We start from the raw sequence: 19,380 nt of genomic DNA, 5'->3' as shown, positions 1-19,380 counted from the left end.
AGACCCTTAACCGTAGGGTTCCCGAGCGTGGTGATGTTGGGCACGTCAGCCGGTGCGGACCGCCCGCAGGGCGGCCTTGCGCACCTGCGGGGCCAGGACGACGTCGCCGGATTTCCCAGCCTGCAGCAGCCGGGCCGCGGCCGATGCGTCAAGCCCGCCCGCCACCTGCGCGATGGTGACCCCGTGGTCCGGCCGGTGCGTGAGAGTCACCGCGTCACCGGCCTGCACGGCCCCGCGCCGCACGACGCTCAGGTAGGCGCCTGCCCGGTTAGCCTCGGTGAACCGCCGCACCCAGGCCGGTTCCTCCATACGGCGCGCGAAGTTGCCGCACGGCTGGCGCGGCATTGTGACCTCGAGGACGACGTCGCCGATGCTCCAGCGCTCCCCGATGACGGCGTCGTTGACGTCGATGCCGTCCACGCGCAGGTTCTCGCCGAACAGTCCCGGTTCGACGGTGCGCCCCAGTTCCGCGGACCAGAAGTCGGCATCGGCCTGCGCGTAGGCGTAGATCGCTTTGGTGGGGCCGCCGTGGTGCTTGCGGCTGGCCTGGATGTCCCCGGTGAGCCCGAGGGGGTGCACCTTGACCGGACCGGAGACCGGGCGCTTGTCGATTGCGGTGACGCCGACGGCGTCCCGGGTGGGCAGGAGCCCGCGCACCAGGCACACGGCCAGGACCGTTCCGGTTGTCATTCCGGTTGTCATTCCGCAATCCTACGCGCGGGGCCGTCAGGGGGAACCAGGCCGGACCGGGTCCGCGGTGTCCCGGCCCCGTCCCAGGCCTCAAACCGGTAGGCCAATCCGGTTTCCGTCACGACGTACCGCGGAATCGTCCGCCGACTGCCGTGCCGGAACCGGAGGGGCGGGTAAGTTGGGAGCCACCCTCCCAAGCGCGAAAGGTGTCGCAACCGATGTCTTCTTTCCCTGATGCTCCGACGCCTGCGGCGCCGGCCCTTGCCATCGTCAACGCCCATGTCGTCCCCGTCGAGGGGGACCCCTTCGACGGGACTGTGGTTCTCGAGGGCGGGAAGATCACGGCACTGGGCCCGGAGGTCAACGCCCCGGAGGGCGCCGAGGTGCTCGATGCCACCGGCGCCTGGCTGCTGCCCGGCTTCGTTGACGCCCATGTCCACCTTGGCACCCATGAGGAAGGGGAAGGGTCGGCAGGAGACGACACAAACGAGATGACCGACCCGGTGATGGCGGGCGTGCGGGCGCTCGACGCCGTCAATCCCTTCGATCCGGGCTTCAACGATGCGCTCGCCGGCGGCATCACCACGGTGAACGTGAACCCGGGGTCGGGTAACCCGATCGGCGGGCTCACCGTGGCAATCCACACCCACGGCCGGTACATCGAGGAGATGCTGCTGCGCTCCCCCAGCGGCCTGAAGTCGGCCCTGGGCGAGAACCCCAAGCGCGTGTACGGCGGAAAGGACCAGACGCCCTCCACCCGGCTTGGCACGGCGCTGGTGATCCGCAAGGCATTCATCGACGCCCAGAACTATATGGGAAAGGCGGACGAGAACGCCCGCGATCCGAAGCTTGAGGCGCTCGCCATGGTGCTGCGCCGCGAGATCCCCTGGCGCCAGCACGCCCACCGGGCCGACGACATCGCCACGGCGCTCCGCATCGCCGACGAATTCGGCTATGACCTGGTGCTCGACCACGGGACGGAGGCGCACCTGCTTGCCGACGTGCTCGCCCGGCGGGGAACCCCGGTGCTGATCGGGCCCCTTTTCACGACGAAGTCGAAGGTTGAGCTGCGCGGGCGCTCGATGGCGAACCCGGGGAAGCTCGCCGCGGCGGGTGTTGAGATTTCAATCATCACCGACCATCCCGTGATCCCGATCAACTTCCTCGTCCACCAGGCCACCCTGGCCGTGAAGGAAGGCCTTGACCGGGAGACCGCCCTGCGCGCGATCACGTTGAACCCCGCCAGGGTACTGGGGCTTGCCGGCCGCCTGGGTTCCCTCGCCGCGGGCAAGGACGCCGACGTCGTGCTCTGGAGCGGGGATCCGCTCGATGTGATGCAGCGGGCCATGAAGGTGTGGATCGGCGGCCGCGAGGTCTACCACTACGACACCGAGGCCCGCGCCGGCGTCGTCGCCCCGCGCGGTGCCTGAGGTCCGGAAGCCGCGCCCCGCCCTCCCGGCCCAGCCGGGCACCCTGCGGGCGGCGTCCCTGCTGTGGCTCGTCATTTCGGCGCTGCTTGTCGTTGCAGCAGGGTCGTTCCTGGTGTCGGCCAACCTGCAGGAACAGGACCGGGCCGCGCTGACCGGGCTCGCTGCCGTCCTTGCGGCCCTTGCCGCGGCGCAGCTGGTCCTCGTGCTGCGGCTGCGGCGCGGCAGGCGCAGCGCGCGGGAGCTGCTCACCACCGTCGCCGTCATCGCCGGCGTGCCGGTGCTGGTGCGCGGGACACCGGGATTGTCGTTGATTGCCGTTGCCATGCTCGCCGCCGCGGCCCTGATGTGGCTCCCCCAGAGCGGCCGCTGGCTCCAGCAGACCGACCCGAAGGCCCGGAAGCGGCGGCTGCCCGGCTCCTGACCGCCGGGAACGGCAAGGGGCAGGGCGCCGCCCGCCCGGGATCGGCGGCTAGCCGCGCAGGGAAGCCAGCGCCCGCTCGAGGTCGCTGATGAGGTCCTCGACATCCTCGATGCCCACCGAAAGGCGGATGAGGTTTTCCGGGACCGCAAGCTCGGTGCCCTTCACCGACGCGTGGGTCATTGCCGAGGGGTAGTTCATGAGGGACTCGATGCCGCCAAGCGACTCGGCGAGGGTGAACAGGTGCGTCGATTCGGCGACAGTGCGCGCCGCCGCCTCGCCGCCGGTGAACGTCACCGAGATCATCCCGCCGAAGCTCTTCATCTGGGCCGCCGCGAGCTCGTGTCCGGGATGCTCAGGCAGTCCGGGATAGTAGACGCGCTCAACGGCGTCCTGCTCGGAGAGCCACTGGGCGATGGCCGCCGCGTTCGAACTGTGCCGGTCCATGCGCACGCCAAGGGTCTTCAGGCCGCGGGTGGTCAGCCAGGCCTCCATGGGCGCCGAGACGGCGCCGACCGCGAACTGGATAAAGCCGACCTTCTCGGCGAGGTCGTCGTCGTTCACCACGACCGCACCGCCGCTGGCATCGGAGTGCCCGCCGATGTACTTGGTTGTCGAATGCACGACGACGTCGGCCCCGAAGTCCAGCGGCTGCTGGAGGTAGGGCGAGGCGAAGGTGTTGTCGACAACGAGGAGGGCCCCGGCGTCGTGGGCGATTCCGGCGACGGCGGCGATGTCGGTGATCTTCATCATCGGGTTCGACGGCGTCTCAACCCACACCATGCGGGTGTTCCCGCCGGCGACGGCCGCACGCACGGCGTCGAGGTCGGCCATGTCAACGGCGCTGTTGGTGATGCCCCACTGCGACAGCACGCGGTCGATGAGGCGGTAGGTTCCGCCGTAGGCGTCGTTGCCGAGCACGATGTGGTCGCCGGGGCGCAGGGCGGCCCGGATCAGTGCGTCTTCGGCGGCGAGCCCGGAGGAGAAGCTGAAGGCGTGTGCCCCGCCCTCGAGGGCGGCCAGCTGGGTCTGCAGGGAATCTCGGGTGGGGTTGGTGCCGCGCCCGTACTCGTACCCGTTGCGCAGTTTGCCGATCCCGTCCTGGGCAAACGTTGTCGTCTGGTAGAGCGGGGGGATCACTGCTCCGGTGGTTGGGTCGGGAACCTGGCCGGCGTGGACGGCGCGGGTGTTGAAGCCCTGGTTTTCGGAATGCGTCACGATGCTCCTGGGTCGAAGGGGATTAGATGCTCATGTAGGTCAGCAGGTCATGGCGGGTCAAAATTCCCACCGGCGCGCCGGCGGAGGCCACCATGATCACGTCGCTGTGCTCGAGGTGCTCGCGGGCCGTGCCCACCGACTCGAGGGAGCCGATGAGCGGCAGCTTCGCGCCCATGTGCTCGGCGACCTGGTCGCTGAGCTTCGCCTCGCCGTGGAAGATCTTGTCGGTCAGGGAACGCTCGTCAACCGAGCCGAGGACCTCACCCAGCACAACGGGCGGCTCGTGGGAGAGGACGGGAATGCTGGAGAGCCCGTACTGGGTCATGAGGGCGATGACGTCGCGGATGGTGTGGTCGGGGCGGGTGTGGACGAGATCCGGCAGGGTGCCCGCCTTCGAGTTGAGCACCTCGGCGACCGTCGCGTCGTCGCCGCCGTCAAGGAAGCCATGGGACCGCATCCAGCTGTCGCTGAAAATCTTCCCGAGGTAGCCGCGGCCTCCGTCGGGTAGGAGCACGACGACGACGGCGTCGGCGGGGAGGTCCTTGGCTGCGCGCAGTGCGGCGACGACGGCCATGCCGCAGGAACCGCCGACCAGCAGCCCTTCCTCACGTGCCAGGCGGCGCGTCATCGCGAAGCTTTCGGCGTCGGTGACGGCGATGATCTCATCGGGCACTGATGGGTCGTAGGAGGAGGGCCAGATGTCCTCCCCCACGCCCTCGACGAAGTAGGGACGGCCGGTTCCCCCGGAGTAGACGGAGCCCTCGGGGTCGGCGCCGATGACCCGCACCGGTCCGCCGTCCCGCTCCGCCGAGACCTCCTTGAGGTAGCGTCCGGTGCCGGTGATCGTGCCGCCGGTGCCGACGCCCGTGACGAAGTGCGTGATGCGCCCGTCGGTGTCGTTCCAGATCTCCGGGCCGGTCGTCTCGTAGTGGCTGAGCGGGCCGTTGGGGTTGGAGAACTGGTCGGGCTTGTACGCGCCGGGGATTTCGCGGGTGAGGCGGTCGGACACCCCGTAGTAGGACTCGGGGCTGTCGGGCGCGACGGCGGTGGGCGTGACGACGACCTCCGCCCCGTAGGCGGCAAGCACGTTGCGCTTGTCCTCACCCACCTTGTCGGGCACCACGAAGACGCACTTGTAGCCGCGCTGCTGCGCCACCAGGGCCAGGCCCACGCCGGTGTTCCCCGAGGTCGGCTCGATGATCGTCCCGCCGGGCCGGAGCTTGCCCTCCGCCTCGGCGGCGTCGATCATCTTCGAGGCGATACGGTCCTTCACGGAGCCGCCCGGGTTCAGGTACTCGACCTTCGCCAGGACCGTTGCGGCGATGCCTTCGGTCACGTTGTTGAGCCGGACCAGGGGCGTGTTGCCGATCAGGTCGACTACTGAGTTCGCGTACTTCATACGTACAAAGCTACCGGTTTCCGCTGTGCCACCGGCGCGGTCCGTAACACTGGCACGATCCCGGAGTGCCGGCGGGGCCGCGCCGAGGACGGGGGTACCCGCGTGGCACCATTAAGTCATGACCAGCTTTCCCGCCCTCGCCGGGCCCGCCGGCGCCGCGGAGGGTTATGGAGGTGCGGCACGGACCGCCGACTGGGAGCCGAAGGGCCCGTACAACCTGGCCCGCACGCTTGCTCCGCTTCAGTGTGGCCCCTTCGATCCGGCGTTCATCGTCGCCGGGCGTGCGCAGTGGCTTGCGTTCCGCAATGCCGAAGGCGCCGTGACGCTCCGCGTCGAACAGCGCGGCACCCTCAACTCCGCGACGGTGACGGCTTCGGCCTGGGGCCCGGGCGCGGAGCAGGCGCTCCGCGACCTGCCGCGGATGCTCGGCGCGGACGACGACTGGAGCCGGTTCGACGCGCCCGGGTTCCACGAAACGCTCCCGCAGCTCGTGCGGAAGGGCCGCTACCTCAATCCCGGCCTGCGGCTGCCGACCACCGGGCGCATTTTCGACGCCGTGGCGCGCGGCATCCTGGAGCAGAGGGTCACGGGCATGGAGGCCAAGCGGGCCTGGCGGTACCTGCTCACCCGTTACGGTGATCCGGCGCCGGCCGCCGGAAGCCCGGCCCCCGCGGGGCTGCGCCTTCCCCCGACCCCGGCGCAGTGGCGGCGTATACCCTCCTGGGAATGGCACCGGGCCGGGGTCGATCCAAGACGTTCAGCGGCGCTGCTCAAGGCCGCCCATGCCGCATCCGGGCTGGAACGGCTCGCGGCCCTGCCCAGCGGTCCGGCAGTGCGGGCCGGCCTCGTGTCGATCTCGGGCATCGGTGACTGGACGAGCGCCGAGGTGCAGCAGCGCACCCACGGCTGTCCCGACTCGATTTCGGTCGGTGATTTCCACCTTGCCGCCTTTGTCGGTGCGGCGCTCACCGGCAAGCGCACCGACGACGCCGGAATGCTCCGGCTGCTCGCCCCCTGGGCCGGCGAGCGCCAGCGCGTGGTGCGGATGCTCTATGCCAGCGGTTTCCGCAAGCCGGCCTTCGGCCCCCGCCTGACTCCGGAGGATCACCGCCGGCGGTGAAATGAAGAAACCCCCGCACCTCGATGCGGGGGTTTCTTGGTCGTGTTCCCGGTTGTGGAACCGGTCCGGTCTGGGGGTCAGGCGTCGCCGTCTGCGGCCTGGGCCTGCTGCTGTGCAACCTGCTCGTGGACTGCCTTCATGTCCAGGCCCTTGACGGCCTCGACCAGTTCGGAGAACTGGCTGGAGTTCAGGGCTCCCGGCTGGGAGAAGACGAGCACCTTCTCACGGAACGCCATCAGCGTGGGGATCGAGGTGATCCCTGCCGCAGCGGCGAGGGACTGCTCCGCCTCGGTGTCGACCTTCGCGAAGGTAACGTCTTCGTGCTGCTGCGAAACCGCGTCGTAGACCGGCGCGAACTGCTTGCACGGCCCGCACCAGTCGGCCCAGAAGTCAACGAACACAATGTCGTTGCCCTCAATGGTCTCGGGGAAGCTTGCCTCGGTGATATCAATCGTTGCCATGCATAAAGGCTAGCGAGTCCCATAGCCGATGTCGCCCGTGTTCGCTTTCAATGAAGCCCGGGGCGTTCGCTGTCAACGAAGCGCACCGGCGCGTCATCCCGGGGAATCCGGCAATCGTGGGCCGGAACAGGGTGGACCGCGGGCTAGGAGTTGGCCCTGCGGGTGGTGATCATCTCACTCCCAAGGTCCCAGAGCCGGGCTGCCGCCTCGGGATCGAGCGCGTGGGGGTGGACTCCGGTCTGGGACGTGGCGTCGGTTGTCTGCTCGGCTTCGTTGTTGTCCTCGAAGTAGAGCCCGCCGACGCCCTCGAGGAGCGGCGAGGCGGCCAGCAGCACCGAGGTGGAGGCCCCCTGCTCGAGGGTCTTCCACGGGTAGGCGTCGAAGACGGCCTGGATCTCGGGGTTGTCCGCCTGGTGGCGCTGCAGGCCCGTGCGGATGCCGCCGGGCATCAGCGCATTGGCGGTGATGCCGTCCTTCGCCCAGCGCCGGGTGGCCTCCACGGCGAACAGCACGTTGGCTGTCTTTGACTGGCCGTAGGCAAGCCATTCGTCGTAGGCGCGGTCGGCGAAGTGGATGTCATCGAAGACCACCGGGGAAACCAGCTGGGCGCTTGAGCTGACCGAGACGATGCGGGCGTTGCCGGCTGCGGCCAGCGCGCCGTGCAGGCCCAGCGCCAGGGCGAAGTGGCCCAGGTAGTTGGTGGCGAACTGGAGCTCCCAGCCCTCGGGGGTCAGGTGGCGTTCGGGCAGAGCCATGATCCCGGCGTTGTTCACCAGGATGTCCAGCGGTCCTTCCCAGGCCGAGGTGAAGGCGTCGATGGAGGCCTGGTCGGTGAGCTCCAGGGCTGCGACGTGGACCCGGGGGTTGCCGGTCGTGGCGGTGATTCCGGCGGCCACCTCCCGCCCGGCCGTTCCGTTGCGGACAGCCAGGGTGACCTCGGCACCGGCCGCGGCCAGCGCGCGGGCGGTTTCGACGCCGATGCCCGAGGCGGCCCCGGTGACCACGGCGCGCCTTCCGGTCAGGTCGACGCCGGCGAGCACGTCGTCGGTGGTCGACTCGCGGGTGAAGGCAGTGGTGAAGCGTGATGATGTGGACAAGATGGTTTTCCTTACTGACGGGAGGTGAGGCGCGGACTATCGTGGACCAGAGGTCCTTCCAGCAGCCGAAACATAAGTGGAGTCTCCTCCACTTATGTTTCAAGAAAATAACCGGAGGTTCCTCCGGATTATTCCCCTCCCTTTTTCTCCCCGAAAGCGCGCGGTTCCCCATGAAGAGCGGCCCCCAGATATCCCCCGCCGAGACCCGGCCGCTGCGCGCGGACGCGCAGCGGAACCGGGACCAGCTGCTCGCCTCCGCCGCCCGCCTGTTCGCCGAAAAGGGGCTCGATGCCACCCTCGACGCGATCGCCGGCGACGCCGGCGTGGGCATCGGAACCCTTTACCGTCACTTCCCCACACGGGAGGCGCTCATCGAGGCCGCGTACCGCAACGAGCTGGCTGCCGTCACCGCGGCCGTGCCCGGGCTCCTTGAGGGCCTTCCGCCGCAGCAGGCCCTCCGTGCCTGGATGGACCGTTTCATGGACTACATGACCACCAAGATCGGCATGGCCGATGCACTGCGCGAGGTCATTGCCTCGGGGGGAACCCCCTATGCCCACAGCCGGGACCTGCTCAACGCCGCCATCCAGGAGCTGCTCGATGCGGCGGTTGCGGGCGGCGGCGTCCGCAGCGATGTGCCGGCCGACGATATCCTCATCGGCCTCGCCGGCATCGCGCTGGCGGCCGGGAACCCCTCCCAGCGCGCCCAGGCGGGCCGGCTGATGGACCTGCTCGCCGATGCCCTCCGCACCGGACCGGGTCCCGCTCCCGCGTGACCCGGGCGGCACCGCGGCGGGCTTCCGCCGCGCTGTCCGCGGCCGTTGCAGGCCTGCAACGGGGCGTATCGGTATTTGCGGCCCGCCCGGGTCAGGCATAGCGTGGCTGGTACTTCAATGAATGCGCAGGCACCCATGAGCAAACCACCGACCCCCGCCGTCGCCGATCGGGGGCAGGCACGCGAGACGCTCGACGCCGCCGCTGTCTCCGCCCACCGCTTGCACCTCACCTCGACAGCGCGTGAGGGCCTGCTGCTCCTTGCCACGACCGGCGCGGTCGGCCTTTACTTCTCGGCTTCGTTTCTGGGCATCCGCGCGGCGCAGCTGCCGTGGACCTCGCTGCTGATCCTGTTCGCCGCCGCTTCCATCCTCGGCGTGGTCCTGCCCTACCTCGTCCGGCAGCACCGCACCATCCGCCCACTGCACTTTCCGGCGGTCGAGACCGGCGCCGTTGTCGCCGTCGTCCTGCTTGCCCTCTTTCAACTGCGGCGCCTTAGCGGTGAGCGCCCCGCCACGGGCGAAGCCCTGGCCCTGGGGTTCGCCTCGGTGATTCCACTGGCAGCCTGCGGCCTGTGGCTGGTGTTCCGCCGGTCGGCCCTGCGGGCCCGGGAGTCCGGGGCGGTGGCGGCGGCCGGGCGGCGCGGCAACGCCCAGTTCTCTTTCCTCACCTCCCTGACCCGGGTCCACAGCGCCTCTCCGGCGAGCCTCGCGGCGGCGCTCGGCCTCACGGGACAGCAGGTTGCGGAGGCCGGGTCGGGCCTTGAGCGGAAGGGGTGGCTGCTCGTGCAGGAGCGGCTGATTTCCCCGCGCGACACCGCCGAAATCCGACTCAGCACCAAGGGACGGGCGGCATGCCGGGACTGGAAGGCCGGTCTTGAAGCTGCGGCCGGCGGCGGGCCGTGACCCACCCCGTACCCGACCTCCGGGCCTTCCTGCGGGGGCGCTGGCGCACCGAGCGCGTGCTGCGTAACCGGGCGGACGGCACCACCGGCACCTTCAGCGGGCACACCACGTTCACCGACGACGGCGCAGGCCGCCTTCGCTGGCACGAGGAGGGAACCACCCGCTGGCCCGGCTTTACCGGGCCGGCCCACCGGGACTACCTCGTTGCCGTGCCCGCCGCGTCCGGGCCGGCCGAGGTGCTGTTCGAGGACGGCCGGCCCTTCCACCTGCTCGACCTCACCGAGGGCTCCTGGGTGGCCGAGCATCCGTGCTCCCCCGACGCCTACACCGGGCGGTTCCTCGTTTCCTCGGCGAACCGGTTTGAATACGAGTGGGAGGTCATCGGACCGGCCAAGGACCACCTGCTGACCACGGTGCTGCACCGGGTTGAGGACGACGAAGCGCTCCCCTGACGGGCGCCGCGCTTCTCCACGGCCGGCCCGGACACCGGCACCCGGGCGGGCTCAGGCGGCGTAGCGCCCCTGCTGGGGCAGCACCCGCTTTGAGCACTGGGCGGCGGGAAGCCAGGCCTCGCGGGCGCGGGAGTGTTCAACCCACTGCACCAGCACGGCGCTGCCCGTCCAGGCCATCGCAAACCCCTTCACGGTCCGCACGAGCCCGTCGGCGTAGCGGAGTTCGGCCCACAACGGAGGGGCCTTCACCGACTCCGTGACCGGGCCGGCGGGCGCCGCAAGCTGCAGCGGCGGCCCGAACCTGTCAGCCGCCGGCGGAATCCCGTGCCACCCCGATGTCTCAGCCATTGCTTCAGGCTAGGAGCACCCGGTGACACCTGCGCCGCGCCGGTGCTTTTCCGCTGCGCGGCCGGGTCATCGGAAGACGGTGAAGGTCTGCCAGCCCGTTCCCACCTGGCGGCTTCCGGTGAACTTGTTGGCACCGAGGCTGTAGTAGATCAGGCGCCCGTCCGTGGCCTTGGCGATGAGCCCGCGCGTTCCGGAGCCGGCGAAGCCGAAGGAGGCGTGGGACTGGGCGATCGCGTTCCACCCCTTGCCCACCTGGCGTCGGGTTTCCGGGACGATCCGGCCTGCGCCGTCGGAGCGGTAGAGCATCAGCGCCCCCGACGGCCTCGTGGCGAGCATGTCCTGGCGCCGGTCGTTATCGAAGTCGACCATCGTCAGTTTCAGGCCCTTCCAGCCGGCGCCGATCCGCTGCGGCGCTCCGAGCGAGCCGCCCGAGGGGTTCGGGTAGTAGTAGAGGACGCCGTCCGGGTCGGTTCCGACAACACCGGGGTAGCGGTGCCCGTTGTGCCACTTGCCCACCGTGATGTTCATCGACTGCCAGCCGGCGGTGCCCACCGTGATCGGGCTGAGGAAGCCTCCAGCGGCCTTGCCCCGGTAGACGGTGAGTTTTCCGCTCTTCCACTGGCCCACGATGTCGTTGACGCCGTCGGCGTTCCAGTCGGCGACGAAGCCCGACTTCAGCCCCGACCATCCCGCGCCGACCTTGGCCCGTGGCGCAAAACCGCCGCTGTGGTTCGCCCGGTAGTTCCAGAGGACACCGCCGGAGTCGGCGGCAAGGACGTCGGCGGCGCTGCGGATTGTGGGCCGTGAAGCCGGCGTGGAGAAGTACTGCTCCATTGTGCGGATGCCGCGGTTCTTCATGTCCGTTGCCAGTTTCACACCCACGAAGCGCAGGTGCCACGGCTCGTAGGTGTACCCGGTGATGTGCTCGTACCCCTTGGGGTACCGGACGATGAAGCCGTAGCGGTGGGCGTTGGCCGCCACCCAGCGTCCACCAGGGGTGCTGCCGAAGCAGGCGCCGAGCTCGCACTGGCCGCTGGCGTTTCCGACGTCGACGGCGAGGCCGGTCTGGTGCTCGCTGTACCCGGGCCGCGCGGAAATCCGGTCGGCCTCGGCCTGGCCGTAGGTGCGGACGTAGTAGTTGTAGAGGTCGCGCTGCTGGTCGTAGGAGCGGTAGGCGCTCACCACGCCGATCGAGTGCCCGGCCGAACGCGCTCCGCCGAACAGCCGCGTGACCGACGCCCCGACGCTCTTGCGCATCAGGTGTCCGGTGCCCGCCCAGTTCACCAGATCCGGGGGAACGTAGCGCAGCGGCTTGAGCGGATGGGTCTTATTGACCAGCACCCAGTAGTGGTTGGGGTCGCTGACCACCGTTGCCGCCCGGGCCGGGGGCGCGCCGACAAGACACATCAACACCACGATGGCGACGGCAATCCCGCGCCGGGCTGCTCCGTGGATCCCGTTCGGATAAAGATTTCGCATGGCCGGATCCTCCCGTTTCAGGCGACGCTGGCGCCAGAATACTCTTTTGCGCCTCCCGCCGGGAGAGGGCTTCCTACCTGATTGGCGCAGGCCGGATGGTGCGTATCCCGGGCAGGCATGCCGGGCCCGGTTGCCGGCCCGGCGCGTGGATGGACTCAGGCCGGCGTGATCGTCAGGCTGGACGGCGGGCACTGCTCTGCCATCCGGACGAGTGCAGCCTTCTCTGTTGGGTCGGCGGTCAGGCTCCATCGGGTCTTTACCGCCACCCACTGCGCGATGTACGAGCAGGTATCGGCCGGAGGAAGCCACTGCTCTGGCCCTGACGCCTGCTTGGAGGCGTTCAGGCTGCTCGTCTGGGCATTCAGGGAATCGGGGTAGGTGAGGTCGTTGTAGAACGCCACCCGGCGTGCCTGCGTCCAGGTCCTTGCACCCGAGCCCCATGCCTCGTGGGCCGGCACAAGGTGGTCGATCTGCACGGTGGTTGCCGAGGTGTGCGTCCGGTCATCGAAGCTCGTGACCCACAGGCCGTTCGCCACAACACAGCCCCTCGCCGTCGTGAAGGTCGGCGCCGCCTGGCTCTCCTGCACAAGGACTTCGGCACGGGTGTCCTGGCAGTCCCGGTCGGCGTCCGCCCACCGCCCGAAGTGAAGGTCCCTGTCGTAACCCTCGTTGCTCTCGTCGGCCACTGGAAGTGCCGCGGCGGCGGATTGGAGGTCTGTCACAGACGTTGCCCCGCCGTCGGCCGGAGCGGCTCCCACCAGAAGGAGGGCTGCAGCGAGCATGGCGGTAAGCCCGGAGCTGATCTTCATAATGTTTTCCCCAGTGCAGAACGGACCCCCAGCGGGCCCATGAAAATCGTCCCATTCCGCCCGCTCCGGAAGCGGAACAGTGGGAGAAAACTAAGCGAAAACTGCGCTCGCGCTGACACGAGGGCTCAGGGCCCCGGCCGGGGCAAAGCGAAAGGCCCGCCCTCCCCTGCTATTGCAGTGAAGTACGGGCCTTTCCTTGCTGTGGCAGATGAGGGATTCGAACCCCCGTAGGCTGTGCCAGCTGATTTACAGTCAGCCCCCTTTGGCCGCTCGGGTAATCTGCCGAACGTCTCCAGATGAAGACAACCCGCAGCAAGCGCGGGCAAGACAACTTTACAGAAGATACGCCGCAGAATCGAATCGGCGTCCAGAGTGCAGAAATGACCGGGAAAATCCGGGGAACGGTGTCGGTTCTGCGTCCTCGATCGCCCGGCTAGAGGCCGGCCACAACCCGCCGCTCGATCTGGGCGTAGAACCGCTCCGCCTGCTCGGCGCTCACCAGGTGGAGGGCGACGGCGTCGTCAAGTTCGGCCCGGACACCGCGCAGGCGCCGCTCCGAGGGTGTGCTCGATGAGACGCTGATCGTTGCCGAAGGCGCGGAGGCGCCTGCCGGCCGAGGAACCGTGGTTGAAGCTCCCGCGTCGGTTGCGGCCGCCGCTCCGGCCGGGCAAGCGACCGAAGCAGCGGAGGCCGCCGCAATGAAGGATCCGGCGACGAACCTCCCGATCCGTATCCGGTACTGCATTCTCGGCACTGCCGTCCTCCTGTATTCGTGGCGTTGTCGGTTCAACCCTGCCGCTGCCAGATGTGACAACACCGGGCGGTTCCTGACCGCGGCCTGTGAAGGAACGGCCTCCCGCAGGGTTCGGGGCGCACCCGCGCGCCAACCAGTACGCTAGACGCAGGAAGAAAACCCCGATTTCAAGGAGGAACAGTGGCGAGCGAATCCACGTTCGACGTCGTAAGCAAAGTGGACAAGCAGGAGGTGGCCAACGCGCTGAACCAGGCCCAGAAGGAGATCGCCCAGCGGTACGACTTCAAGGGTGTCGGTGCCGAGGTCGACTTCAGCGGCGAGAAGATCCTCATGAAGGCCAACTCGGAGGAGCGGGTCCTTGCGGTCCTCGACGTACTCCAGTCGAAGATGATCAAGCGCGGGATCTCCCTGAAGTCCCTCGACACCGGCGAGCCCTACCCCTCCGGCAAGGAATTCCGGCTGGAGACCTCCATCAAGGAGGGCATCGCCCAGGACATCGCCAAGAAGATCAACAAGCTGATCCGCGACGAGGCACCCAAGGGCGTCAAATCCCAGATCCAGGGCGACGAGCTGCGCGTCAGCTCAAAGTCCCGCGACGACCTTCAGGCAACGATGGCTCTGCTAAAGAACTTCGACGAAGCGGACCTGCAGTTCGTGAATATGCGCTAGGAAGCATGGACGACATGACGGCGGCGGTCCCACCTGGTGGTGGGGCCGCCGCCGTCGTTGGGGATCGAAGCCGGGCTGGGTCAGCTGCCGATGGGCCGGCCCGCCATGCCCTCGAGCCGGGCGATGCGCTGGCCCATGGGCGGGTGGCTCGCGAAGAGCCGCTGCATCCCGCCGCCGCGGAACGGGTTGGCGATCATCAGGTGCGAGGTGTTCACCAGCCGCTGGTCCTGGGGAAGGGGTGCGCGCTGGGTTCCCATCTCAAGCTTGCGCAGGGCCGAAGCGAGTGCCAGCGGGTCGCCGGTGAGCCGGGCGCCGTCCTCGTCGGCGTCGTACTCGCGGGTGCGTCCGATGGCCATCTGGATCACCGCCGCCGCCATCGGGGCGAGGAAGGCGAGCAGCAGCGCCGCGATGGGGTTGCCTCCGCCGTTGCGGTTGCCGCCCATCAGGCCGGTGAAGGCGAACATCTGCGCCACGGAGGTGATGACCCCGGCGACGGCCGCCGCGATGGACCCGGTGAGGATGTCCCGGTTGTAGACGTGCATCAGCTCATGCCCGAGCACCCCGCGCAGCTCACGCTCGTTGAGCAGCTGCAGGATCCCCTGGGTGCAGCACACCGCCGCGTTCTCGGGGTTGCGGCCGGTTGCAAAGGCGTTGGGCGCCAGCGTCGGGGAGATGTAGAGCCGCGGCATGGGCTGGTTTGCGCGCGCGCTGAGTTCGCGCACGATGCGGTACATTGCCGGCGCCTGCTGTTCGGTCACCTCGACGGCCTGCATGCTGCGGATTGCCAGCTTGTCGCTGTTCCAGTAGCTGTACGCGATCGAGCCGACGCCGATGAGGGCGAAGATCAACAGGAACGCGGAGTTCCTCGTGGCGCTGGCGATGACCGCCCCGAACAGCAGGAACAGCCCCATCAGGGATCCGAACAACAACGCCGTCTTGGCACCGTTGAAATGATTGTGCACTGGTGAGCAACTCCTTCGGAGAACGCATGGGTTTCACGGGTAGAACGCGCCGGCGCGGCCGCCCGTTCCACCGATTCTACGGTTCGGTGCAGCGAGCGGTGCAGCAGGATTACGGTGCTCCGCGTCTTGAATTCCCCCGCTTTGACGGCGCCGTCCGGCGTGTCGTCGGCGGCCCGCCGGTTTAGAGCAGCTCCGGGAGCGCAAAGCCGCAGGATCCGGCACGCAGGGGCCCGCTGCGCGAGCGGGCCGGGCCGGACGGCTCAGGCCTCGGGGCTGCGGGAGTCGTACCGGGTGAACCGGGGCTGCCACCGCACAAGCACCCCGACCAGCCCGATGCACAGCAGGCCGCCGACCACCGGCGTCCATCCCTCGCCCAGCCACTCGGCGTTCGTACCGGCGAATATGTCGCCGAGGCGCGGGCCGCCTGCGACGACGACGATGAAGACCCCCTGGAGGCGGCCGCGCATCGCGTCGGGCGTTGCCGATTGCAGGATGGTGCTGCGGAAGACCCCGCTGACGGAGTCGGCGATGCCGGCCAGCACCAGGCACAGCGCGGCGGGAACGATCCATGGTGAGACTCCCGCCCCGGGGCCTGCGCCTCCGCCGGCCCCGGCCAGGACGACAACCAACCCGAAGGCGGTGACCGATGCCCCCCAGCCCGCCACCGACCAGGCGACGGCGAGCCCCTGGCGGTGGATCCGCCCCAGCGGGCCGGAGAACAACCCGGCCAGGACGGCGCCGAACGCCACTGCGGCGAGCAGGATGCCCACGGTGAGCTCCCCGCCGCCGATCAGCACGGCGCCGATGGCCGGGAGCAGGGCCCTCGGCTGGGCCAGCACCATCGCCACGAGGTCGATGATGAAGGTCATGCGGATGTTCGGGCGCGTGCCGAGGTAACGGAACCCCTCGAGCACCGTGGAGAGCCCCGCCCGGCGGACCTCGCCCTCCGGCGGCATGGCGGGAAGGGAAAACACCGCCCAGAGTGCCGCGGTGAAGGTCACGACGTCGATGGTGTAGGTCCAGCCGTAGCCCACCTGCGCCACGAGGACTCCGGCGAGGAGCGGGCCGACCGTCATCGCCAGGCCGAAGGTGATCATGCTCAGGGCGTTGGCGGCCGGAAGCAGTTCGGGGCGCACCAGCCGCGGAATGATCGAGCTGCGCGTGGGCTGGTTGATGCCCGCGGCCCCGCTCTGGAGCGCGACCAGGCAGTAGAGCAGCCAGACGTTGTCCAGTCCCAGCCAGGCCTGCACCGCGACGGCGATGGTGGTCAGCCACAGCGCGAGCCCCGACAGCAGGGCAACGGTGCGCCGGTCGTGCGCGTCGGCGATCGCTCCGCCGTAGAGCCCGGCCACGATGAGGGGAATCAGGGCGAACAGCCCCAGCAGGCCGACGCTGAGGCTTGAGGAGGTGAGCGCGTACACCTGCAGGCTGACGGCGACAAGGGTGAGCTGGGTTCCGGTGGCCGAAAGTGTGGTTCCGATGAACAGCCTGCGGAATGCCCGGCTCTCGCGGAGGGGCGTGAGGTCGGCTAGGAGGCGGGGCACTCGAAAAGTCTAGCCGCGTACCTGTTCACTTCGGCAACTATTCCGTGGCGGCGATCGCGTCGTCGACAACTTTCAGGACGCGGGGGTCGGCGATCGGCCGGAAGTGCCCCATCGTCTCAAGCCGGATGTTGCGGGCTCCCCGGAGGAAACTTCCCCCGGGAATATGCGGATCGAAGCTCCCGAAGATCGAGGTGATCCGGGAGTTGACCTCGAGGTTGTTCAGCAGCGTCACGAGGGTGCGGTTGCGGGGCGCGAACGCGCGGATGCTCGGCACGAGGAAGAAGTTCGCGTAGACCGAACCCGAGAACGGGGTGTTGATCGCCACAAGGCGGCTGATACGCTCCGCCGGGCCCGGCGTCGTCATCATGAACTTGCCGATCAGCCCGCCCTTGCTGTGCGCGACGACGACGACGTTCTCGAGGGCGTGTTCCTCAAGGTACTCGGCGGCCAGGGCCGCCATTGCCTCGACGGTTCCGCTGTTGTACCCGAGGCGCTCGACGACGTGCACCGGATGTCCGGCCCGGTGCAGGTGTTCGGCGACGGGCCTCATGAACTGCCATGTCTCGTAGATCCCCGGGATCAGCAGGACCGGCAGCTTCGGCGCCGCCCCCGCTTCCCCTGTGGGGTGCAGGTAGCGGGCCGGGTCCTCCCTCACGAAGAATCCGTGAACCTGCCAGAAGCCAACGTAGGCATAGTCAAGCGTCCAGGCCCAGGCGCGCCGCATCAGATCCATTCCACCACCGTACCCATACCGCGGCCCACACCACGCCCGTGCCTGGGCGCAAGTTAGCCGGACCTTATTATGAGTTGCTCAGGATTAGTGGTTGACTCCAAGAATGCCTGAAGCCCCTCCGCACCCCGATGCGCTCTCCGCGCTGTGGTCGAAGCAGCTTCGCGAGGCCGGCCGGCGCGTCACCCGCCAGCGGCTGGCGGTCCTGGCCGCCGTCGAGCACGCCCCGCACGCCACGGCCGACGACGCCGCCGCCGCGGTGCGCTCCGAACTCCCGCACATCGCGGTCCAGTCCGTCTACGTGATCCTGGCCGACCTCACCCAGATCGGCCTGCTGCGCCGCATCGAGACGCCGCACTCCCCCGCCAGGTACGAAACGCGGGTGAACGACAACCACCACCACGCGGTGTGCACCGGCTGCGGACGCATCGAAGACGTTGACTGCGCGGTGGGCCACGCCCCCTGCCTCACTCCGCACTGGGCCCCCGGTTCAGCACCCATGACGATCCGCATCGCCGATGTCCTGTACCAGGGCCTCTGCGGCGACTGCGGCACGAAGACCAGCACCACCTGAGAAAAAGGAGCAACATTGTCCGCTAACTTCAGCACCACGCAGTCCGGCGCCCCTGTCGTCGACGACAGCCATTCGTCGGCGATCGGCCGCGACGGCGCGATCCCGCTGACCGACCACTACCTCGTCGAGAAGCTCGCCCAGTTCAACCGCGAGCGGGTCCCCGAGCGGGTTGTCCATGCCAAGGGCGGCGGAGCGTTCGGCGTTTTCGAAACAACCGAAGACGTGAGCATGTTCACCAAGGCGGCCCTGTTCCAGAAGGGTGCCACCACCGAGACGCTGCTGCGTTTCTCCTCCGTGGCCGGCGAGCAGGGCTCCCCCGACACGTGGCGCGACCCCCGCGGCTTCGCGCTGAAGTTCTACACCTCCGAGGGCAACTACGACCTCGTGGGCAACAACACGCCCGTCTTCTTCATCCGCGACGGCATCAAGTTCCCCGACTTCATCCACTCGCAGAAGCGCCTGCCGGGCACCAACCTGCGCGACGCCGACATGCAGTGGGACTTCTGGACGCTCAGCCCCGAATCCGCCCACCAGGTGACCTGGCTCATGGGCGACCGCGGCCTTCCGGCCTCCTGGCGCACCATGAACGGCTACGGCTCGCACACCTACATGTGGATCAACGAGTCCGGCGAGAAGTTCTGGGTGAAGTACCACTTCAAGTCCAACCAGGGCCACGAGACGCTGACCGTCGACGAGGCGGAGTCCCTCGCCGGCTCCGACGCCGACCACCACCTGCGCGACCTCTCGGAGAACATCGCCAAGGGCAACCACCCGAGCTGGGACCTCAAGGTCCAGATCATGCCCTACCACGACGCCAAGAACTACCGCTTCAACCCGTTCGACCTCACCAAGGTCTGGCCGCAGGGCGACTACCCGCTGATCCCGGTCGGGAAGCTGACCCTGAACCGCAATCCGGAGAACTACTTCGCGCAGATCGAACAGGCAACCTTCGCGCCGTCGAACTTCGTGCCCGGCATCGCGGCCAGCCCTGATCGCATGCTGCAGGCACGAATCTTCTCCTACGCCGATGCCCACCGCTACCGCGTGGGCACCAACCACGCGCAGCTGCCGGTGAACATGCCCAAGAATGAGGTGCGCAGCTACTCGAAGGACGGCGCGGGCCGCTACCACTTCAACTCCGCCTCCACCCCCGTCTACGCACCGAACTCGGTGGGCGGACCGGCCGCCGACCCGGCGCTCTACGGCGCGCACGGCGGGTGGGAGAACGACGGCGACCTCGTGCGTGCCGCCCACACCCTCCACGCCGAGGACGACGACTTCGGCCAGGCCGGGACGCTGTACCGCGAGGTCTTCGACGACGCCGCACGCGCCCGGTTCCTGCAGACCATCACCGGCGCCGTCGGCGGCGTCGTGAGCACCGAGATCCGGGAGCGGGCCATCCAGTACTGGACCAACGTCGACGCCGTGCTCGGTGCGAAACTGCGTGCGAACCTCGGCACCGCAAACGCTTCCGAGTCGGAGGCCGCGCTCTACTAAGGGCGCACCGTTCGTCTGCACCGCGTCCATCCCGGCCGCTCCGGCAGCGG

Annotated in this window: 21 protein-coding genes and 1 tRNA gene; 9 read left to right on the top strand and 13 right to left on the bottom strand. The window is 68.8% G+C overall.

Annotated elements, in window-relative coordinates; translation table 11 throughout:
• Positions 1 to 45: 45 nt before the first annotated feature.
• A complete protein-coding gene (locus tag AC4D14_RS07545) occupies positions 46 to 690 on the bottom strand; it encodes an MOSC domain-containing protein (protein WP_490901520.1) in 645 nt (214 codons plus the stop codon).
• 218 nt (positions 691 to 908) lie between these two features.
• On the opposite strand from AC4D14_RS07545, the gene AC4D14_RS07540 reads away from it, so the two are divergent.
• Together AC4D14_RS07540 and AC4D14_RS07535 are read left to right on the top strand one after the other, a co-directional pair.
• Entirely contained in the window at positions 909 to 2,120 is a 1,212-nt protein-coding gene (locus tag AC4D14_RS07540; RefSeq protein ID WP_490901177.1) for an amidohydrolase, read from the top strand.
• The gene (locus AC4D14_RS07535; RefSeq protein ID WP_490901175.1) at positions 2,113 to 2,541 is read left to right on the top strand and encodes a hypothetical protein; all 429 of its coding nucleotides are present in this window, start codon (positions 2,113 to 2,115) and stop codon (positions 2,539 to 2,541) included. The genes AC4D14_RS07540 and AC4D14_RS07535 overlap by 8 nt, the downstream gene beginning before the upstream one ends.
• Before the next feature lie 48 nt (positions 2,542 to 2,589).
• On the opposite strand, the gene AC4D14_RS07530 is transcribed toward AC4D14_RS07535, so the two are convergent.
• The gene (locus tag AC4D14_RS07530) at positions 2,590 to 3,756 is read right to left on the bottom strand and encodes a cystathionine gamma-synthase (protein WP_490901174.1); all 1,167 of its coding nucleotides are present in this window, start codon (positions 3,754 to 3,756) and stop codon (positions 2,590 to 2,592) included.
• 22 nt (positions 3,757 to 3,778) lie between these two features.
• Positions 3,779 to 5,155 carry a cystathionine beta-synthase gene (locus AC4D14_RS07525; RefSeq protein ID WP_490901173.1) on the bottom strand — a complete coding sequence of 459 codons (1,377 nt, stop codon included), beginning with the start codon at positions 5,153 to 5,155 and terminating at the stop codon, positions 3,779 to 3,781.
• 118 nt (positions 5,156 to 5,273) lie between these two features.
• Here AC4D14_RS07525 and AC4D14_RS07520 point away from each other — a divergent pair, with 118 nt between their 5' ends.
• Complete coding sequence (locus AC4D14_RS07520; RefSeq protein ID WP_490901171.1) at positions 5,274 to 6,275, top strand: DNA-3-methyladenine glycosylase family protein; 1,002 nt, start codon at positions 5,274 to 5,276, stop codon at positions 6,273 to 6,275.
• A 77-nt stretch (positions 6,276 to 6,352) separates the two neighbouring features.
• On the opposite strand, the gene trxA is transcribed toward AC4D14_RS07520, so the two are convergent.
• Positions 6,353 to 6,736 (bottom strand): thioredoxin, encoded by a 384-nt coding sequence (trxA, locus tag AC4D14_RS07515; protein ID WP_490901169.1) that lies wholly within the window; start codon positions 6,734 to 6,736, stop codon positions 6,353 to 6,355.
• Positions 6,737 to 6,879: 143 nt separating this feature from the next.
• Positions 6,880 to 7,833, bottom strand: a complete 954-nt coding sequence (locus tag AC4D14_RS07510; RefSeq protein ID WP_490901168.1) for an SDR family NAD(P)-dependent oxidoreductase — start codon at positions 7,831 to 7,833, stop codon at positions 6,880 to 6,882.
• A gap of 170 nt (positions 7,834 to 8,003) precedes the next feature.
• Between AC4D14_RS07510 and AC4D14_RS07505 the strand changes: the two genes are divergently transcribed.
• From AC4D14_RS07505 to AC4D14_RS07495, 3 genes are all read left to right on the top strand, one after another.
• Positions 8,004 to 8,609: a TetR/AcrR family transcriptional regulator gene (locus AC4D14_RS07505; RefSeq protein WP_490901166.1), complete on the top strand. Its 606-nt coding sequence runs from the start codon at positions 8,004 to 8,006 to the stop codon at positions 8,607 to 8,609.
• 135 nt (positions 8,610 to 8,744) lie between these two features.
• On the top strand, positions 8,745 to 9,512 hold the full coding sequence (locus tag AC4D14_RS07500; RefSeq protein WP_490901164.1) for a hypothetical protein: 768 nt from the start codon (positions 8,745 to 8,747) through the stop codon (positions 9,510 to 9,512).
• A complete protein-coding gene (locus tag AC4D14_RS07495; protein WP_490901162.1) occupies positions 9,509 to 9,964 on the top strand; it encodes a DUF6314 family protein in 456 nt (151 codons plus the stop codon). Before AC4D14_RS07500 ends, AC4D14_RS07495 begins: the two co-directional genes overlap by 4 nt.
• Positions 9,965 to 10,015: 51 nt before the next feature.
• On the opposite strand, the gene AC4D14_RS07490 is transcribed toward AC4D14_RS07495, so the two are convergent.
• The 5 genes from AC4D14_RS07490 to AC4D14_RS07470 all read right to left on the bottom strand — a co-directional run bounded on the left by AC4D14_RS07490 (position 10,016) and on the right by AC4D14_RS07470 (position 13,354).
• Positions 10,016 to 10,312, bottom strand: coding sequence for a hypothetical protein (locus tag AC4D14_RS07490; protein WP_490901161.1), 297 nt, complete (start codon positions 10,310 to 10,312; stop codon positions 10,016 to 10,018).
• 66 nt (positions 10,313 to 10,378) lie between these two features.
• Positions 10,379 to 11,791: a D-alanyl-D-alanine carboxypeptidase family protein gene (locus tag AC4D14_RS07485; protein WP_490901159.1), complete on the bottom strand. Its 1,413-nt coding sequence runs from the start codon at positions 11,789 to 11,791 to the stop codon at positions 10,379 to 10,381.
• A gap of 155 nt (positions 11,792 to 11,946) precedes the next feature.
• Positions 11,947 to 12,600 (bottom strand): HNH endonuclease family protein, encoded by a 654-nt coding sequence (locus AC4D14_RS07480; RefSeq protein ID WP_490901157.1) that lies wholly within the window; start codon positions 12,598 to 12,600, stop codon positions 11,947 to 11,949.
• A gap of 202 nt (positions 12,601 to 12,802) precedes the next feature.
• Positions 12,803 to 12,884 (bottom strand) — tRNA-Tyr (locus tag AC4D14_RS07475).
• 149 nt (positions 12,885 to 13,033) lie between these two features.
• Complete coding sequence (locus tag AC4D14_RS07470; RefSeq protein ID WP_490901155.1) at positions 13,034 to 13,354, bottom strand: hypothetical protein; 321 nt, start codon at positions 13,352 to 13,354, stop codon at positions 13,034 to 13,036.
• A 180-nt stretch (positions 13,355 to 13,534) separates the two neighbouring features.
• Between AC4D14_RS07470 and AC4D14_RS07465 the strand changes: the two genes are divergently transcribed.
• Complete coding sequence (locus AC4D14_RS07465) at positions 13,535 to 14,023, top strand: YajQ family cyclic di-GMP-binding protein (RefSeq protein WP_120164599.1); 489 nt, start codon at positions 13,535 to 13,537, stop codon at positions 14,021 to 14,023.
• Positions 14,024 to 14,103: 80 nt separating this feature from the next.
• On the opposite strand, the gene htpX is transcribed toward AC4D14_RS07465, so the two are convergent.
• The 3 genes from htpX to AC4D14_RS07450 form a co-directional block, all read right to left on the bottom strand.
• Positions 14,104 to 14,985, bottom strand: coding sequence for a zinc metalloprotease HtpX (gene htpX, locus AC4D14_RS07460; protein ID WP_490901154.1), 882 nt, complete (start codon positions 14,983 to 14,985; stop codon positions 14,104 to 14,106).
• Positions 14,986 to 15,245: 260 nt separating this feature from the next.
• The gene (locus AC4D14_RS07455) at positions 15,246 to 16,529 is read right to left on the bottom strand and encodes an MFS transporter (protein WP_490901152.1); all 1,284 of its coding nucleotides are present in this window, start codon (positions 16,527 to 16,529) and stop codon (positions 15,246 to 15,248) included.
• A gap of 37 nt (positions 16,530 to 16,566) precedes the next feature.
• Entirely contained in the window at positions 16,567 to 17,262 is a 696-nt protein-coding gene (locus tag AC4D14_RS07450) for an esterase/lipase family protein (protein ID WP_490901151.1), read from the bottom strand.
• Between the two features lie 103 nt (positions 17,263 to 17,365).
• On the opposite strand from AC4D14_RS07450, the gene AC4D14_RS07445 reads away from it, so the two are divergent.
• Both AC4D14_RS07445 and AC4D14_RS07440 read left to right on the top strand, forming a co-directional pair.
• Entirely contained in the window at positions 17,366 to 17,833 is a 468-nt protein-coding gene (locus tag AC4D14_RS07445) for a Fur family transcriptional regulator (protein ID WP_490901150.1), read from the top strand.
• Positions 17,834 to 17,848: 15 nt separating this feature from the next.
• The gene (locus AC4D14_RS07440; RefSeq protein WP_490901149.1) at positions 17,849 to 19,330 is read left to right on the top strand and encodes a catalase; all 1,482 of its coding nucleotides are present in this window, start codon (positions 17,849 to 17,851) and stop codon (positions 19,328 to 19,330) included.
• The last annotated feature ends 50 nt before the right edge of the window (positions 19,331 to 19,380 follow it).

Source organism: Arthrobacter sp. TJ-254 (assembly GCF_058269175.1).
The sequence above is the reverse complement of the archived record's forward strand: the minus strand, read 5'-3'. Positions and strand labels throughout refer to the sequence as shown.

Excerpts from the sequence above, each read along its gene's own strand:
- AC4D14_RS07545 (WP_490901520.1), bottom strand. The coding sequence starts at position 690 with ATGACAACCGGAACGGTCCTGGCCGTGTGCCTGGTGCGCGGGCTCCTG.
- AC4D14_RS07540 (WP_490901177.1), top strand. The coding sequence starts at position 909 with ATGTCTTCTTTCCCTGATGCTCCGACGCCTGCGGCGCCGGCCCTTGCC.
- AC4D14_RS07525 (WP_490901173.1), bottom strand. The coding sequence starts at position 5,155 with ATGAAGTACGCGAACTCAGTAGTCGACCTGATCGGCAACACGCCCCTG.
- AC4D14_RS07520 (WP_490901171.1), top strand. The coding sequence starts at position 5,274 with ATGACCAGCTTTCCCGCCCTCGCCGGGCCCGCCGGCGCCGCGGAGGGT.
- trxA (WP_490901169.1), bottom strand. The coding sequence starts at position 6,736 with ATGGCAACGATTGATATCACCGAGGCAAGCTTCCCCGAGACCATTGAG.
- AC4D14_RS07505 (WP_490901166.1), top strand. The coding sequence starts at position 8,004 with ATGAAGAGCGGCCCCCAGATATCCCCCGCCGAGACCCGGCCGCTGCGC.
- AC4D14_RS07500 (WP_490901164.1), top strand. The coding sequence starts at position 8,745 with ATGAGCAAACCACCGACCCCCGCCGTCGCCGATCGGGGGCAGGCACGC.
- AC4D14_RS07490 (WP_490901161.1), bottom strand. The coding sequence starts at position 10,312 with ATGGCTGAGACATCGGGGTGGCACGGGATTCCGCCGGCGGCTGACAGG.
- AC4D14_RS07485 (WP_490901159.1), bottom strand. The coding sequence starts at position 11,791 with ATGCGAAATCTTTATCCGAACGGGATCCACGGAGCAGCCCGGCGCGGG.
- AC4D14_RS07480 (WP_490901157.1), bottom strand. The coding sequence starts at position 12,600 with ATGAAGATCAGCTCCGGGCTTACCGCCATGCTCGCTGCAGCCCTCCTT.
- AC4D14_RS07450 (WP_490901151.1), bottom strand. The coding sequence starts at position 17,262 with ATGGATCTGATGCGGCGCGCCTGGGCCTGGACGCTTGACTATGCCTAC.
- AC4D14_RS07445 (WP_490901150.1), top strand. The coding sequence starts at position 17,366 with ATGCCTGAAGCCCCTCCGCACCCCGATGCGCTCTCCGCGCTGTGGTCG.